Below are 15,955 nucleotides of genomic sequence, written 5' to 3'. Positions count from 1 at the left end.
ACCCGGGCCCCGGGCTCCTGCCCGGGTCCCGGGTGGGTGCGCGCCTCAGCCCAGCAGCTCCACCTCCGCCAGCACCGCCTCCTCGCCCAGCACCAGCCGGTAGTGCGCGTACCGCCCCGGTGACGCCACGGAGAACGCGCGGGTCTGGCGGTCCCAGCGGAAGGACTCGTCCGTGCGTTCGTCCAGCGTCCGCCAGGTCGTGCCGTCGGCCGACCCCTGGAGGGTCCAGGAGGAAGGGGCGCGGGTGTGGTCGGCGGGGGAGGTCAGGGTGTACTGCACGGCCTTGGTGCGGCCCGCGACGGGGAGGCCGGCCGTCGTGACGGCCGCCTCGGTCGCCGAGGTGTCGTCGAAGAGCGGCCCGTCACCCTGCAGAGCGTCCGCGCGCGGCACCGGCACCTCGTCGTCCGTCGTGATCGACACGGGCGCCGCGTGCCTGCCCGTGCCCCAGTCCGACGGCCTCGGCCCCATGTCGAACTCGATGACGCCGCCCCGGGCGAGCATCCGGTGGGGCAGTGCGGTGGAGTGCCAGGGACGGCCGTCGACCCGCACCCCCTGCACATAGACGTTCCGCGCGCTGTTGCGCGGCGCCCTGACCACCAGGTCCGCGCCGTTCTCCAGGTGCACCGTGGCCTTGGTGAACAGCGGTGAGCCGATGGCGTACTCGCCGCTGCCCATCACCAGCGGGTAGAAGCCGAGGGCGGAGAACAGGTACCAGGCCGACTGCTCGCCGTTGTCCTCGTCGCCGTGGTAGCCCTGCCCGATCTCGCTGCCGACGTAGAGCCGGGACAGCACCTCCCGCACCTTCTCCTGCGTCTTCCACGGCTGCCCCGCCGCGTCGTACATGTAGATCGCGTGATGGGCCACCTGGTTGGAGTGGCCGTACATGCCCATCCGGACGTCCCGGGCCTCCGTCATCTCGTGGATGACCCCGCCGTACGAGCCCGCGAACTGAGGGGACGCGGTCTCCTGGGTGGCGAAGTACTCGTCCAGCTTCTCGGCCAGGCCCGCCCGGCCGCCGTACAGATTGGCCAGGCCCCGGCTGTCCTGCGGGGCGGTGAAGGCGTAACCCCAGCCGTTGGTCTCGGTGTAGTCGTGGCCCCACACGCGGGGGTCGTACGACTCCGAGGGCACCCGCCAGCCGCCCTTCGCGTCCCGGCCCTGGAAGAAGCCGGCCTTCGCGTCGAAGAGGTTGACGTAGTCGCGGGCGCGGTCGAGGAAGTAGGCGGCCTCCTCCCGGTAGCGGCGCTCGCCGGTCTCCCGGTACAGCGCCCGGCCCATCCTCGCGATGCCGTAGTCGTTGAGGAAGCCCTCCAGCGCCCACGACAGGCCCTCGTGGGTGTCGGTGGACGTGTAGCCGAGGAACGGCGAGGTGGCCATGCCCTTGCGGCCGACGCCCGAGGACGGCGGCACCACCGTCGCGTTCTTCACGGCCGCCTCGTACGCCGCCTCCGCGTCGAAGTCCACGCCCTTGACGTACGCGTCGGCGAAGGCCACGTCCGAGGAGGTGCCGGTCATCAGGTCGGCGTAGCCGGGGGAGGACCAGCGGGAGGTCCAGCCGCCGTCCTTGTAGTGCTGCACGAACCCGTCGGCCAGCTCGCCCGCCCGGGACGGGGTCAGCAGGGAGTACGCCGGCCAGGTCGTCCGGTAGGTGTCCCAGAAGCCGTTGTTGACGTACACCTTCCCCTCGACGATCTTCGCGCCGGTGTGGGTGGGCGTGTCGGGTCCCGGCATGGGGGAGAAGGGCGAGGCGTACTTGTACGTCGAACCCACCTTCTCGTGACCGGAGTTGGGGTACAGGTACAGGCGGTACAGGCTGGAGTACAGCGTGGTCAGCTGGTCCGGGGTCGCGCCCTCCACCTCGACCTTCCCGAGCAGCCGGTCCCACTGGCGCTGGGCGCGCGCCTTCACCGTCTCGAAGGACGTGCCGCCCGGTATCTCCTGGCGCAGGTTGTCCTTCGCCTGGTCGACGCTGATGAGCGAGGTCGCCAGCCGCAGGGTCACCGTGCGGTCGGCGCCCGCGTCGAAGCGCAGATAGCCCTTCACTCCTTGGGCCGCCCCGTCCGTGACGGGCTTGTCGAAGACGCCGTACACGAAGAGGCGGGTGGCGCCGGTGGACAGGCCCGACTTGACGTCCGAGTAGCCCGTGACCGTCCCGGCGGCCGGGTCGAGCGTGAGGCCGGCCTGGTCCGTCACGTTGTCGAACACCACGCTCGCGTCGTCGCCGGGATACGTGAAGCGCAGCATCGCCGCGTGGTCGGTCGGGGTCATCTCGGCCTTGAGACCGTTCTCGAACCGGACGCCGTAGTAGTGCGGCCGGGCGGTCTCGTTCGCGTGCCGGAAGGGCAGCGCGCGGGCCGCGCGTCCGGTGTCGGGGGCGCCGGCGGCCGCCGACGGCATCACCTGGAAGGTCTGCCGGTCGCCCATCCAAGGGCTCGGCTCGTGGCTCGCGCTGAACGCCTGCAGGGTGGGCAGGTTGTCCGCGTTGTTCGCCCGCGCGTAGTCGTACAGCCAGCTCAGCGAACCCGCGTTGGTGACCGGTGTCCAGAAGTTGAAGCCGTGCGGTACGGCGGTCGCGGGGAAGTTGTTGCCGCGCGAGAAGCCGCCGCTGGAGTTGGTGCCGCGGGTGGTCACCGCGTAGTCGGACAGGTGCGCCCGGGGCGGCTCGGGGGGCGCGACGTCCAGGGTCACGTCGTCCACCCAGCCGCGGAACCGCGCCGGGCCCTTCGGCGCGTCGTACGCCACCAGGATCCGGTCGACGGTCTTCCCCGCGGCCACCGAGCCGATCCGCGCCACCACGTTGTTCCACTGGTTGACGTAGAGCACCTTGGCCGCGCCCTGCCCCTGCGGGGAGAGCCGGAAGCCGTGCTGGTCGGTGGCGGCCAGGTCGCTGAGGTAGGTGCCGTCCGTGAAGGCCAGGTCGACGGCGACATGGGTGGCCGCCCAGTCGAGGTCGCCGTCGGCCATCTGCGGGAACACCCGGTAGGCCAGCCGGGTGTCGCGAGTGACGGCCACGTCGACGTCGAAGACCTTGTTGTACGCGTGGCCCCGCCCGTCCGCGGTGTGCCGGCCGGCGTAGCGCAGGGCGCGCCGGCCGGTGAAACCGGCGCCGGCCTTCGCGGTGGGGGAGCCGGCGGGGCCGCGGTCGACCAGGGTGAGCATGTCCTCGGGGACCGGCCCGGCGGCGTCGCCGGTGGAGAACCGCACGTCCGCGAGCTGGAGCAGACCGGCGCCGTGGTTCCTGGTGACGTCCAGCCGGAAATGCCGGAACTCGGCCGGCTCGGCCAGGTCGTACGTCTTCGTCTGGAACCGCTCGGAGAAGGACTCGCCGGTGCGGATGTCGAGGGTCTTCCAGTCCTTGCCGTCCGCCGAGCCCTTCAGCGTCCAGTCGGCCGGGTCGCGGCCGGCGGCGTCGTTCGCGGAGGTGAGCGCGTACGTCACCAGCCGCACCGGCTCGTCCAGGTCGAACTCGGCCCAGCCGGTGGGCTCGAAAACCAGCCACTTGGTGCTCGGCTCGCCGTCGGCCAGGTTCTCCTTCACCTCGCCGGCGCCCGCGTTCTCCCCGCTGGCCCGCACCTCGGTGACGCGCTCGGTGACATCGCCCGGGATGCCGGTGCGGTAGCCGCCGTCGACACCCGAGACGCGCCGGGTGCCGTCCGGGGCGGTCTCCGCGGTGCTCACCCAGTCGGGTGCCGGCTCCCCCGCCTCGAAGGAGGAGGCGAACTCCCGGGCGGCCGGCTCCGGTGCGGCGGGCAGGGCGACCGCCGCGCCCGGCGAGCCCGCGGCCAAAGCGAAGGCGGCCGCCGAGACGACCGCCGTCCTCCATCCGTGCCGACATCCGCGCCGGCCTCTGTGCCGATATCCGTATCGCATACCCGACCACCCTCCCTGCGCCGGGACAACGTTGTCACCTTCGCGGCGCAAGGATCAGTTGTGACTCAAGTGGCGAAGGCTGTCAAGGGTGTTGGCTGCGCCATTCGAACGGCCGGACCCCGATTTTCCCGGCGTCCGGAACGCCGCCGTCCCATATTTCCGCGAGGTCTCAACTCGGAAAAGACAAACGGCGAACCTTGCATTCGATCTTGCTCCCCTGGCGGGAAGTGGACTATACCTGTCGGCGATTCACACGAACCGCAATCCTGTACGACCCTGCTTGACCCCACCGCGGTGCCGGGGAGGATCCGGTTCACCGCCTGAGTCCTGGAAGAAGGCGAGGACTTGAGCATGGGATCCACTTCCGCCGGCGACGGCGCCCGGAACGGTGTCACGAACGGCGGCGCCGACGGCGCCGGGAACACGGTCGCGCACCACGGCACCGACGGCGTCGGCCGCCGCTCGCTGATCAAGCGGTCCGCCGCGCTCGGACTGGTCTCCGTACCCGCCATGGGCTTCCTGTCGGCCTGTGCCAGCGGCGGAGGCGGGGAATCGAACGACGACACCCAGGGCGAGACGTCCAAGGACAACCCCTTCGGCGTGAAGAAGGGCAGCAAGCTCGACGTCGTCATCTTCAAGGGCGGCTACGGCGACGACTACGCCAAGGCCTGGGAGGCGTCCTTCCGGAAGAAGTGGGGGGTGACCTCCACCCACACCGGCACCCAGGAGATCACCGGCAAGCTCCAGCCGCGCTTCAACGCCGGCAACCCGCCGGACATCGTGGACAACTCCGGCGCCCAGAAGATCAAGATCGACGTCCTGTACAAGAACGGCCAGCTCCTCGACCTCGCCGAGGTCCTGGACGCGCCCAGCGTCGACGACCCGTCGAAGAAGGTCCGCGACACCGTCATCCCCGGCACCCTCGACCCGGGCCTGCAGGAGGGCAAGGTCGTCGCCCTCAACTACATCTACACGGTGTGGGGCCTGTGGTACTCCGGCAAGCTCTTCGAGGACAAGGGCTGGGAGGCGCCCAAGACCTGGGACGACTTCCTCGCCATCTGCAAGGACGCCAAGTCCCAGGGCATCGGCGGCCTCGCCCATCAGGGCAAGTACCCGTACTACATCAACGTCGCCATCATGGACCTGATCGCCAAGAAGGGCGGCCTGGACGCCATGAAGGCGATCGACAACCTCGACCCCAAGGCGTTCGTCGGCTCCGACGCCGCGCAGGCCGCCGTCGAGGCGGTCTACGAGGTCGTCGAGAAGGGCTATCTGATGCCCGGCACGAACGGCCTGGACCACACCGAGTCCCAGACCCGCTGGAACCAGTACAAGGCCGCCTTCATCACCTCCGGCTCCTGGCTGGAGAACGAGCAGCTGAAGCAGACGCCGCCGGACTTCGACATGAAGTTCCTGCCGATGCCGCTGCTGGAGGGCAGCGTGATGCCGTTCGAGGCGATCCGGGCCGGCTCCGGAGAGCCCTTCATCATCCCGGCCAAGGCCAAGAACCTGCCCGCGGCCAAGGAGTTCATGCGGATGATGCTCTCCCGCGAGTGGTCCACGCTGTTCGCCAAGGAGGCGAACTCGCTGACCATCCTCAAGGACGGCGTCGACCCCAGCGTGCGGCTGCGGCCGGGCACCCAGTCCACCGTCGAGGCGTCCAAGGCGGCCGGTGACAACACCTTCCGCTACCTGTACACCGAGTGGTACAGCGAGATGGACACCGCCATCCAGAACGCGTCCAACGAGCTGATGGCGCGGCGGATTCAGCCGAAGGAGTGGCTGAAGCGGGCCCAGGCGGCGGTGGACAAGGCCGCGAAGGACCCGGCGTCCAAGAAGAATCGGCGGGAATAGGTCTTTTCCGGATGCGCCGTAGGGGTGCGGTGGTCTGCGGTCCGCCGGTCGGTCGTGGCTGGTCGCGCAGTTCCCCGCGCCCCTTCAGGTGGGGACAGTGGGGCAGGTTTCATGCGTAAGGGGCAGTACCGGTTCGTCGCGGGGTTTCTCCTCGTTCCCGTGGCGCTTTATGTGATCTTTGTGATCTGGCCGTACATCCAGACGTTCGGCTATTCGCTGACCGACTGGAAGGGCCAGTCGCAGACCTTCGGCTTTGTCGGTCTGGACAACTACAAGGCGCTGTTCCAGGACGACATCTTCATGGGCGCCATCTGGCACAACATCCTGTTCCTGGTGTTCATCCCGGTGATCACCATCCTGCTCGCGCTGTTCTTCGCCTTCATGCTGAACGCGGGCGGCCGCGGCCGGGCCGGCGGGGTGGCCGGAGTCGCCGGGTCCCGGTTCTACAAGGTCGTCTACTTCTTCCCGCAGGTGCTGTCGCTGGCGATCCTCGCCGTGCTGTTCCGCGCGGTCTACCGCAGCGACAGCGGCGGCATGCTCAACGGCGCGCTGGTCAAGCTCGGCCTGGTGGACGCGGACCGGCCGGTGGAGTGGCTGAACGAACCGGACTTCGTCCTCTGGGCGCTCATCGTGGTGGTCGTCTGGCACGGCGTCGGCTTCTACCTGGTGCTGTTCTCCGCCGCCATGCAGTCCATCCCGAGGGACATCTACGAGGCCGCGCTCATCGACGGCGCCGGCCGCGCCCAGTCCTTCTTCCGCATCACCCTGCCGCTGCTGTGGGACTCCGTGCAGACGGCCTGGGTCTATCTCGGCATCGCGGCGATGGACATGTTCATCCTCGTCTCGACCATGACCTCCGGTGAGTTCGGCGGCGGCCCCGACCACCACAGCGAGGTCATGGCGACCGTGATGATGCGGAACTTCCTCTACTACGGCAAGAGCGGCTACGCCTGCGCCATGGGCGTGGTCATGCTGCTGCTGACCCTGATCGTGTCCGTGGTCATGCTGCGCGCCACCCGCCGCGAGCGCATCGAGTTCTGAGCGGGAGAGATGACATGAGCGCACCCTTGAAGGAAACCGTCCCGGCCCCCGCCGCCGAGCCGTCCGTGGCGAAGGTCCCGCCGCGGGCCGACGAGCGGCGCGGCGAGGGCGTCACCCTGAACGCCTTCTCGCACGGCTTCCTCGCCCTGTGGGCCCTGATGATCGTCCTGCCGCTGCTGTGGCTGGTCCTCAGCTCCTTCAAGACCGATGCCCAGATCGCCGGGTCGGCCTTCGGCTGGCCGCAGAACTGGACGTTCGACGTCTTCACCCGGGCCTGGGACAAGGGCATCGGCGACTACTTCCTCAACACCGTCATCGTGCTCGCCTTCTCGGTGCCGCTGACGATGCTGTTCGGCTCGATGGCCGCGTACGTCCTGGCCCGCTACCCGTTCCCGGGCAACCGGTTCCTGTACTACTTCTTCGTCGCGGGCGCGATGTTCCCGGTCTTCCTGGCCCTGGTCCCGCTGTTCTTCATGGTCAAACGGCTGGACATGCTCAACACCTACCAGGGCCTGGTCCTGGTGTACGTCGCCTACTCCATGCCGTTCACGGTCTTCTTCATGCACGCCTTCTTCCGGACCCTGCCGACGGCGGTGTTCGAGGCGGCGATCCTGGACGGGGCCTCGCACACCCGGACGTTCTTCCAGGTCATGCTGCCGATGGCGAAGCCCGGCCTGATCAGCGTGGGCATCTTCAACACGCTGGGCCAGTGGAACCAGTTCATCCTGCCGACGGTGCTGATGCAGCCGCAGAGCGGCGACGACCCCGAGCGCTATGTGCTCACCCAGGGCCTGATCCAGCTCCAGCAGCAGCAGGGGTACGCCTCCGACCTGCCCGTGCTCTTCGCGGGCGTCACCATCGCCATGATCCCGATGCTGGTGGTCTACCTGTCCTTCCAGCGCCAGGTGCAGGCGGGCCTGACCTCGGCGACCCTGAAGTGACCCGGGTGGTGCCGGGTCCCGCCCCGGCGGGCCGGACCCGGCACCGCGGCCCGTTCAGGCCAGCGCCGAATCCGGCACCGCGGCCCGTTCAGGCCAGCGCCGAATCCGGCACCGCGCCCGTTCAGGCCAGCGCCGGCATGATCCGCTCGCCGATGAGACGCAGCTGCTCGTCCACGCCCGCCACGCCCTCCAGCTCCCGGCCGGTGAAGGTCCGCACCAGCCGGCGGTCGGTGACGGCGCAGATGAGGTGGTTCACGCCGGTGGGGGCGATCTGGGTGCGGATCTTCTCCAGGCACTCCTCCGGCGTGCCCGCGATGGACAGGCGCTCGGCGACCTCGGGCGGAGTGAGGTCGATGCCCCGCGCGAGGTCGCCCGCGCCGATCGCCTCGATGACCGGCTTCAGCTCGGCCGGGTCGACACCGTTGCGGCGCAGTTGCTCCTCCGGCATGGAGGAGGCGTAGATGCCCACCATGCTGCGGGCCGCCTCCTTCGCCGGCCCGGACTCGGGTCCGGTGGCGAACACCACCCAGGCGCCGATGTCCAGGGAGCGCCAGTCCTTGCCCGCCCGCTCGGCTCCCGCCCTGATGTGGCGGACCGCGTACGCGTACGCCTCCGCGGTGTAGCTGAGCGCGTGATGGCACCCGTCGGACAGCTCACCGGCCGCCTCGAAGGACCGGGGGCCGCGCATGGCGCCGAGTTTCAGGGGCACGCGCCGCTGGACGGGGCGGGCGAAGGTGAACAGCCCGTCGTACCGGTAGAACTCGCCGCGGTGGGTGATGGTGCCCTCGTCCAGCAGCGTCCGCACCACGTGAAGGGCCTCCTTGACGCGGGACAAGGGCCGGGTGCGGGTCCAGTCGATGCCGTACTGGGCGAGGAGGCCGAAGTTGCCGCTGGACAGCACGGCCTCGGCGCGGCCGCCGGAGAGTTCGTCGAGGGTGGCCAGGGACTGCGCGATCAGGGTCGGCTCCCGCAGGGTGACCGGGGAGACGCTCGGTCCGAGGCGGATGTGCCGGGTCTGGCCGGCCGCCACGGCGAACAGCAGCCACATGTCCTTGTGCCAGGTCTCGTCCGCGGCGTAGCAGGCGTGGAAGCCCAGCTCGTCGGCGAGTCTGATGGAGGCCAGCGACTCCTGGAGCGGGTAGTCGGGTAACAGCGCGTAACTGAACCTCATGGGCGGGTCCTCTCCGTCCTCGTCCTGCGGTCGTCCGCCGTCCCAGTGTCCGGTCCGGTGCCCGGGGCGACCAGTAGGCCTCGCAGAAGAGCGGGAGACGCGGGAGAGGGCCCCGGCGCGCGCGGATGTGTGCCTGCTCCCGGAAACTGTTCAACCTCTTGACGGGAGGTGCCCCGGACGGCTCAGCTTAGAGTTCACTAGTTGGACATAGACGGGGCCTCATCGCTGCGGTCCCGCGCGCAGGAGGTCGTCGTGGAGACTCCGGGGTCGCAGTCGTCGCTGCACCGAGCCAACCTGGAGCGGGTCGTACGAGCCGTGCGGCTGGCGGGATCCCTCACCCAGGCGGAGATCGCGAGGACGACGGGCCTGTCCGCGGCGACCGTCTCGAACATCGTGCGGGAGTTGAAGGACGGCGGAACCGTCGAGGTCACGCCGACCTCCGCGGGCGGCCGGCGGGCGCGCAGCGTCAGTCTGAGCGGGGACGCCGGCATCGTGATCGGCGTCGATTTCGGCCACACCCATCTACGGGTGGCGGTGGGCAACCTCGCCCATCAGGTGCTGGCCGAGGAGTCCGAGCCGCTGGACGTCGACGCCTCCGCCGCACAGGGCTTCGACCGGGCGGAAGAGCTGGTCAACCGGCTGATCGCGGCCACGGGAGTGGACCGTACGAAGATCGCCGGGGTGGGTCTCGGCGTGCCCGGCCCGATCGACGTGGAGTCCGGCCAGCTCGGCTCGACCGCCATCCTGCCGGGCTGGACCGGCGCCCGGCCCGCCGAGGAGCTGCGGGGGCGGCTCGGCGTGCCGGTGCACGTGGACAACGACGCCAACCTGGGCGCGCTCGGCGAACTGGTGTGGGGCAGCGGCAAGGGCGTGCGGGACCTGGCGTACATCAAGGTCTCCAGCGGTGTCGGCGCGGGCCTGGTGATCGACGGGAAGATCTACCGGGGTCCCGGCGGCACAGCGGGAGAAATCGGACATATTACACTTGATGAATCCGGCCCCGTCTGCCGCTGCGGAAACCGGGGCTGCCTGGAGACCTTCGCGGCCGCGCGTTATGTGCTGCCGCTGCTCCAGTCCAGTCACGGCACGGATCTGACCATGGAGGGTGTCGTCCGGCTGGCGCGGGACGGAGACCCGGGCTGCCGTCGGGTGATCGCCGACGTCGGCCGCCACATCGGCAGTGGAGTCGCCAACCTCTGCAACCTTCTGAACCCGAGCCGGGTCGTCCTCGGCGGCGATCTCGCCGAGGCCGGAGAGCTGGTTCTCGGGCCGATCAGGGAGTCCGTCGGCCGCTACGCGATCCCCAGCGCGGCGCGCCAACTGTCCGTCCTTCCCGGGGCACTTGGGGGCCGCGCGGAGGTGCTCGGGGCACTCGCTCTCGCCCTCAGCGAGATGGGTGACTCGACCCTTTTGGACGGAAGCGTGTCGGGGGCACTTCCCGCCACCACCCCTGCCTTCACTTAGAGAACGGATGGCACCGTTGCCAACCCGTTAAGGATTTACTTCTTGACGTCGCACGTGTGGCCGAGTTGACTTCCAGCCACCTCGGCCGCAACGACGCGGCCTCGTCAGGGAGGTTTCTGAAGTGAACACGCGTATGCGTCGTGCCGCCGTAGCCATCGCCTCGGGCGCGATGGCGATCTCTCTCGCCGCCTGTGGCAGCGCTGAGGAGGCCGGCGGCGGCAACGACTCCACCGGCTCCGCCCCCGCCAAGGGCGACGACATCAAGATCGGTCTGCTCCTGCCGGAGAACAAGACCGCCCGGTACGAGAAGTTCGACCGGCCCCTGATCGAGAAGAAGATCAAGGAGCTGACGGACAACAAGGCGACCGTCGAGTACAACAACGCCCGGCAGGACGCCAACCTCCAGGCCCAGCAGGTCGACACGATGATCACCAACAAGGTGGACGTGCTGATCCTGGACGCCGTGGACGCCAAGGCGATCAAGAACTCCGTCCAGAAGGCCGTCGACGCCGGCATCAAGGTCGTGGCGTACGACCGCCTCGCCGAGGGCCCGATCAGCGCCTACACCTCCTTCGACAACGTCCAGGTCGGCAAGACCCAGGGCGAGGCCCTGCTGGAGGAGCTCGGCGACAAGGCCAAGGACGGCCAGATCGTCATGATGAACGGCTCCGTCACCGACCCGAACGCCGCCCAGTTCAAGGAGGGCGCGCACTCCGTCCTCGACGGCAAGGTGAAGATCGGCAAGGAGTACGACACCAAGGAGTGGTCGCCGGACAACGCCAACGCCAACATGGAGGCGGCGATCTCGGCGCTCGGCAAGAAGAACATCGTCGGTGTCTACTCCGCCAACGACGGCATGGCCGGCGGCATCATCACCGCCCTGAAGGCCGCCGGCATCAAGGCCCCGGTCACCGGCCAGGACGCCGAGCTGGCCGCCGTGCAGCGCATCGTCGCCGGTGAGCAGTTCATGAGCGTCTACAAGCCGTACGCGCCGGAGGCCGAGGCCGCCGCCGAGATGGCCGTCGCGCTCGCCAAGGGCGAGGACCTCAACTCCATCGCCAAGGACAAGGTCTCCAGCGACAGCGCCAAGGACGTCCCGTCCGTGCTGGTCGACGTCACCTCGCTGACCCAGGAGAACATCAAGGACACCGTCGTCAAGGACGGCGTCTACACGGTCGACGAGATCTGCACCGCCAAGTACAAGGCGGCCTGCGAAAAGATCGGCCTGAACTAAGCGGAACCGGTCCCGCGGGAGTGCGCAGCAGCGACCTCCCGCCGGACGGCCGCGTCACCCAAGGCTCCGCCGGCGCCCCGCGTCATCAAAGCCCCGCAAGCTCGTGCGGGGCGCCGGTCGGAACATCCGGGGCCGGAGAGCGCTCTCCCGGCCCACCCCCCAAACTTCTGCACAACCTCCCGCCGGGTCAGGCGGCGAAGGAGATGGTTCACGTGTCCGCTACGCCCGTGCTGGCGTTGCGCGGGGTCTCCAAGCGGTTCGGTGCCGTCCAGGCGCTCACCGACGTAGAGCTCGAGATCCACGCCGGTGAGGTGGTCGCCCTGGTCGGCGACAACGGCGCCGGAAAGTCCACGCTGGTCAAGACGATCGCCGGCGTGCACCCCATCGATGAGGGCGTCATCGAATGGGAAGGCAAGCCCGTCACGATCAACAAGCCGCACGACGCCCAGGCCCTGGGCATCGCGACCGTCTACCAGGACCTCGCGCTGTGCGACAACATCGACGTGGTCGGCAACCTCTTCCTCGGCCGTGAGCTGAGGAAGTGGGGCGTCCTCGACGAGGTCGAGATGGAGCGCCGCTCCCGCGAACTGCTGAAGACCCTGTCGATCCGCATCCCCAGTGTCCGGATCCCGATCGCCTCGCTCTCCGGCGGCCAGCGCCAGACCGTGGCCATCGCCCGTTCGATGCTCGGCGAGCCCAAGCTGGTCATCCTCGACGAGCCCACCGCCGCCCTCGGCGTGGAGCAGACCGCCCAGGTGCTCGACCTGGTCGAGCGGCTCCGCGAGCGCGGCCACGCCGTCATCCTGATCAGCCACAACATGGCCGACGTCAAGGCCGTCGCCGACAAGGTGGCGGTCCTGCGACTCGGCCGCAACAACGGCGTCTTCGAGGTCAAGACGACCTCGCAGGAGGAGATCATCTCCGCCATCACCGGCGCCACCGACAACGCCGTGACCCGCCGTGCGGCACGCACCAACGGGGAGGTTTCCAAGTGAGCACCGACAAGACCTCCACCACGGCCACGAAGGACGAGCACATCGTGGAGAACCCCGAGGCGGCCGCCGACGCGGTCACCGCGGTCGACCCCCGCCTCCTCGTCCGCGAGGAGGGCCTGCTCGGCTACTGGACCGAGTTCAAGCGCAAGATGCGCGCCGGCGAGCTGGGCTCGATTCCGGTCATCCTCGGCCTGGTCATCATCTGCGTCATCTTCCAGAGCCTGAACGACGCGTTCCTGTCGGCGCAGAACATCAGTGACATCACCGTCACGATGGTCGGCACCGGCATGATCTCCGTCGGCATCGTCTTCGTGCTGCTGCTCGGCGAGATCGACCTGTCGGTCGGCTCGGTCAGCGGCGCCGCCAGCGCCATCGCGGCCGTCCTCGCGGTCAACCAGGGCTGGCCCGAGTGGATCGCCGTCCTGTTCGCCGTCGCCGCGGGCGCGGCCATCGGCGCGGCACACGGCTTCTTCTTCGCCGTGCTCGGCGCGCCCGCCTTCGCGGTCACCCTGGCCGGTCTGCTCTTCTGGCTGGGCTTCATGCTCCAGACGCTGGGCGAGAACGGCACGATCAACCTCGACAGCGACGGCTTCATCGGCAAGCTGACCACGTACTTCTTCACCGACATCGCCGCCGCGTACGGTCTGGCGGCCGTGGTGACCGCGGTCTTCTTCATCACCTCGTTCCTGAGCAACCGGCGCCGCGAGGCCGCGGGCATCCCGTCCCGGCCGCTCAACGAGACGATCCTGCGGACCGCGCTGCTCGCGGTGATCTCCTTCGCCGCGGCCTTCATGTACAACCAGTACAAGGGCCTGCCGCTGGCCACGGTGATCTTCCTGGTGTTCCTGGTGGCGACGGACTTCGTGCTGCGCCGCACCACCTACGGCCGCAAGGTGTTCGCCCTCGGTGGCAGCGTCGAGGCCTCCCGGCGCGCCGGCATCAACGTCACCGCGGTCCGGATCTCGGTCTTCGCGATCTCCGGCGGCTTCGCCGCGATCGGCGGTCTCTTCCTGGCCTCCAAGATCGCCTCGGCGAACCAGAGCGCCGGCACGGGCGACCTGCTGATGAACGCGATCGCCGCGGCGGTGATCGGCGGCACGTCGCTGTTCGGCGGCCGGGGCCGCACCTGGAACGCCCTGCTGGGTGTCCTGGTGATCGTCTCCATCCAGTACGGCCTCCAGCTGGAGTCCATCGCCGAGCCGGTGAAGTACATGATCACCGCGGGTGTGCTGCTCACCACGGTGGTGATCGACTCGATCACCCGCAAGACGCAGAAGACGGCGGGCCGCGCCTAGCGCTCCGCCCGGGGCGTCACGCCCTTGAGGGACGATGCCCGTCTCTCATGTGAACCTGTGCCCGGCACCAATGGCGGTGCCGGGCACAGCCGTGCCGGGGAGAACATTAGACTCGACGAGCCCGGCAACAGCTCAACAGCTCTACTGCAAGGAGGCACGGGTGCCGCTGCTGACCCGCATCAGGGGACCGCGCGATCTGGACCGGCTCAGCCTGGAGGAGCTGGACCAGCTGGCCGGGGAGATCCGGACCTTCCTCGTCGACGCGGTCTCCAAGACCGGCGGCCACCTCGGCCCGAACCTCGGCGTGGTGGAGCTGACCATCGCCCTGCACCGCGTCTTCGACTCGCCGAAGGACAAGGTGCTGTGGGACACCGGCCACCAGTCCTACGTGCACAAGCTGCTCACCGGGCGGCAGGACTTCTCGAAGCTGAAGATGAAGGGCGGCCTGTCCGGCTACCCCTCGCAGGCCGAGTCCGAGCACGACGTCATCGAGAACAGCCACGCCTCCACGGTGCTCGGCTGGGCCGACGGCCTCGCCAAGGCGAACGAGCTGCTCCAACGGGACAGCCACGTCGTCGCCGTGATCGGTGACGGCGCGCTCACCGGCGGCATGGCCTGGGAGGCGCTGAACAACATCGCCGACGCCAAGGACCGCCCGCTCGTCATCGTCGTCAACGACAACGAGCGCTCCTACGCCCCGACCATCGGCGGCCTCGCCAACCACCTCGCCACCCTGCGCACCACCGACGGCTACGAGCGCTTCCTGGCCCGCACCAAGGAGGTGCTGGAGCGCACCCCGGTCGTCGGCAAGCCGCTCTACGACACCCTGCACGGCGCCAAGAAGGGCCTGAAGGACTTCATCGCCCCGCAGGGCCTCTTCGAGGACCTGGGCCTGAAGTACGTCGGCCCGATCGACGGCCACGACATCGAGGCCCTGGAGTCCGCGCTGGCCCGCGCCAAGCGGTTCGGCGGCCCGGTCATCGTGCACTGCCTCACCGAGAAGGGCCGCGGCTACCAGCCCGCCCTGGCGGACGAGGCCGACCGCTTCCACGCCGTCGGCAAGATCCACCCCGACACGGGCCTGCCCATCGCCACCTCCGGCGCCGACTGGACCTCCGTCTTCGGCGACGAGATGGTGAAGCTGGGCGAGGAGCGCGAGGACATCGTCGCCATCACCGCCGCCATGCTCCAGCCGGTCGGCCTCGACAAGTTCGCCAAGCGCTTCCCGGAGCGGGTCTACGACGTCGGCATCGCCGAGCAGCACGGCGCCGTCTCCGCCGCGGGCCTGGCCACCGGCGGACTGCACCCCGTCTTCGCCGTCTACGCCACCTTCCTCAACCGCGCCTTCGACCAGGTGCTGATGGACGTGGCCCTGCACAAGTGCGGGGTGACCTTCGTCCTGGACCGGGCCGGCATCACCGGCACCGACGGCGCCTCCCACAACGGCATGTGGGACATGTCGATCCTCCAGGTCGTCCCGGGCCTCAGACTCGCCGCGCCGCGCGACGCCGACCAGGTCCGCGCCCAGCTGCGCGAGGCCGTCGAGGTCACGGACGCGCCGACCGTGGTCCGCTTCTCCAAGGGCGCCGTCGGCCCCGCCGTACCGGCCGTGGGCAAGGTCGGCGGCATGGACGTGCTGCGCGAGCCCGGCACCGACCGCCCGGACGTGCTCCTGGTCTCCGTCGGCGCGCTCGCGCCGATGTGCCTGGAGGTCGCGAGCCTGCTCGACCGGCAGGGCATCTCCACCACCGTCGTCGACCCGCGCTGGGTCAAGCCGGTCGACGAGGCCCTGGCCCCGCTCGCCGAGCGGCACCGGGTCGTCGTCACCGTCGAGGACAACTCCCGCGTCGGCGGCGTCGGCTCCGCGATCGCCCAGGCGCTGCGCGACGCGGGCGTCGACGTCCCGCTGCGCGACTTCGGCATCCCGCCGCGCTTCCTCGACCACGCCTCGCGCGCCGAGGTGATGGCGGAGATCGGCCTGACCGCCCCGGACATCGCCCGCCAGGTCACCGGTCTGGTGTCCAAGCTGGACGGGAAGTACGAGCGGGCCGCGGCCGACGAGATCGAGGCCGCCCGCGACTGACACCGCG

At 69.5% G+C, this 15,955-nt stretch carries 10 protein-coding genes; 8 read left to right on the top strand and 2 right to left on the bottom strand.

All coding sequences use genetic code 11. The annotated features are described in order from the left end of the window. Positions 1 to 45: 45 nt before the first annotated feature. A complete protein-coding gene (locus tag AB0K92_RS21920; protein ID WP_365925278.1) occupies positions 46 to 3,870 on the bottom strand; it encodes a GH92 family glycosyl hydrolase in 3,825 nt (1,274 codons plus the stop codon). A 351-nt stretch (positions 3,871 to 4,221) separates the two neighbouring features. Here AB0K92_RS21920 and ngcE point away from each other — a divergent pair, with 351 nt between their 5' ends. The 3 genes from ngcE (at position 4,222) to AB0K92_RS21905 (ending at position 7,706) form a co-directional block, all read left to right on the top strand. Beyond that, positions 4,222 to 5,724, top strand: a complete 1,503-nt coding sequence (ngcE, locus tag AB0K92_RS21915) for an N-acetylglucosamine/diacetylchitobiose ABC transporter substrate-binding protein (protein WP_365925276.1) — start codon at positions 4,222 to 4,224, stop codon at positions 5,722 to 5,724. A 111-nt stretch (positions 5,725 to 5,835) separates the two neighbouring features. Then, positions 5,836 to 6,765, top strand: coding sequence for a sugar ABC transporter permease (locus tag AB0K92_RS21910; protein WP_365925274.1), 930 nt, complete (start codon positions 5,836 to 5,838; stop codon positions 6,763 to 6,765). A gap of 14 nt (positions 6,766 to 6,779) precedes the next feature. Next, positions 6,780 to 7,706, top strand: coding sequence for a carbohydrate ABC transporter permease (locus tag AB0K92_RS21905; RefSeq protein ID WP_365925272.1), 927 nt, complete (start codon positions 6,780 to 6,782; stop codon positions 7,704 to 7,706). Between the two features lie 121 nt (positions 7,707 to 7,827). On the opposite strand, the gene AB0K92_RS21900 is transcribed toward AB0K92_RS21905, so the two are convergent. Next, positions 7,828 to 8,877, bottom strand: a complete 1,050-nt coding sequence (locus AB0K92_RS21900) for an LLM class flavin-dependent oxidoreductase (RefSeq protein WP_365925270.1) — start codon at positions 8,875 to 8,877, stop codon at positions 7,828 to 7,830. Between the two features lie 252 nt (positions 8,878 to 9,129). On the opposite strand from AB0K92_RS21900, the gene AB0K92_RS21895 reads away from it, so the two are divergent. From AB0K92_RS21895 to dxs, 5 genes are all read left to right on the top strand, one after another. After that, positions 9,130 to 10,341 carry an ROK family transcriptional regulator gene (locus AB0K92_RS21895; RefSeq protein WP_365925348.1) on the top strand — a complete coding sequence of 404 codons (1,212 nt, stop codon included), beginning with the start codon at positions 9,130 to 9,132 and terminating at the stop codon, positions 10,339 to 10,341. 133 nt (positions 10,342 to 10,474) lie between these two features. Next, on the top strand, positions 10,475 to 11,575 hold the full coding sequence (locus AB0K92_RS21890) for a substrate-binding domain-containing protein (protein ID WP_365925345.1): 1,101 nt from the start codon (positions 10,475 to 10,477) through the stop codon (positions 11,573 to 11,575). A gap of 203 nt (positions 11,576 to 11,778) precedes the next feature. Then, the gene (locus AB0K92_RS21885; RefSeq protein WP_166002814.1) at positions 11,779 to 12,570 is read left to right on the top strand and encodes an ATP-binding cassette domain-containing protein; all 792 of its coding nucleotides are present in this window, start codon (positions 11,779 to 11,781) and stop codon (positions 12,568 to 12,570) included. Beyond that, a complete protein-coding gene (locus tag AB0K92_RS21880) occupies positions 12,567 to 13,865 on the top strand; it encodes a sugar ABC transporter permease (protein ID WP_365925268.1) in 1,299 nt (432 codons plus the stop codon). Before AB0K92_RS21885 ends, AB0K92_RS21880 begins: the two co-directional genes overlap by 4 nt. Positions 13,866 to 14,025: 160 nt before the next feature. Further along, positions 14,026 to 15,948 carry a 1-deoxy-D-xylulose-5-phosphate synthase gene (dxs, locus tag AB0K92_RS21875; RefSeq protein WP_365925266.1) on the top strand — a complete coding sequence of 641 codons (1,923 nt, stop codon included), beginning with the start codon at positions 14,026 to 14,028 and terminating at the stop codon, positions 15,946 to 15,948. Positions 15,949 to 15,955: the final 7 nt, after the last annotated feature.

The sequence above is a fragment of the Streptomyces sp. NPDC052687 genome, from assembly GCF_040678395.1.
Classification (GTDB): Bacteria; Actinomycetota; Actinomycetes; order Streptomycetales; family Streptomycetaceae; genus Streptomyces.
Note: the sequence above shows the minus strand (reverse complement) of the source record. Positions and strands in the feature narration are given on the sequence as shown.

Coding starts and splice junctions, on each gene's coding strand:
- AB0K92_RS21920 (WP_365925278.1), bottom strand. CDS start 3,870: ATGCGATACGGATATCGGCACAGAGGCCGGCGCGGATGTCGGCACGGA.
- ngcE (WP_365925276.1), top strand. CDS start 4,222: ATGGGATCCACTTCCGCCGGCGACGGCGCCCGGAACGGTGTCACGAAC.
- AB0K92_RS21910 (WP_365925274.1), top strand. CDS start 5,836: ATGCGTAAGGGGCAGTACCGGTTCGTCGCGGGGTTTCTCCTCGTTCCC.
- AB0K92_RS21905 (WP_365925272.1), top strand. CDS start 6,780: ATGAGCGCACCCTTGAAGGAAACCGTCCCGGCCCCCGCCGCCGAGCCG.
- AB0K92_RS21900 (WP_365925270.1), bottom strand. CDS start 8,877: ATGAGGTTCAGTTACGCGCTGTTACCCGACTACCCGCTCCAGGAGTCG.
- AB0K92_RS21890 (WP_365925345.1), top strand. CDS start 10,475: ATGCGTCGTGCCGCCGTAGCCATCGCCTCGGGCGCGATGGCGATCTCT.
- AB0K92_RS21885 (WP_166002814.1), top strand. CDS start 11,779: ATGGTTCACGTGTCCGCTACGCCCGTGCTGGCGTTGCGCGGGGTCTCC.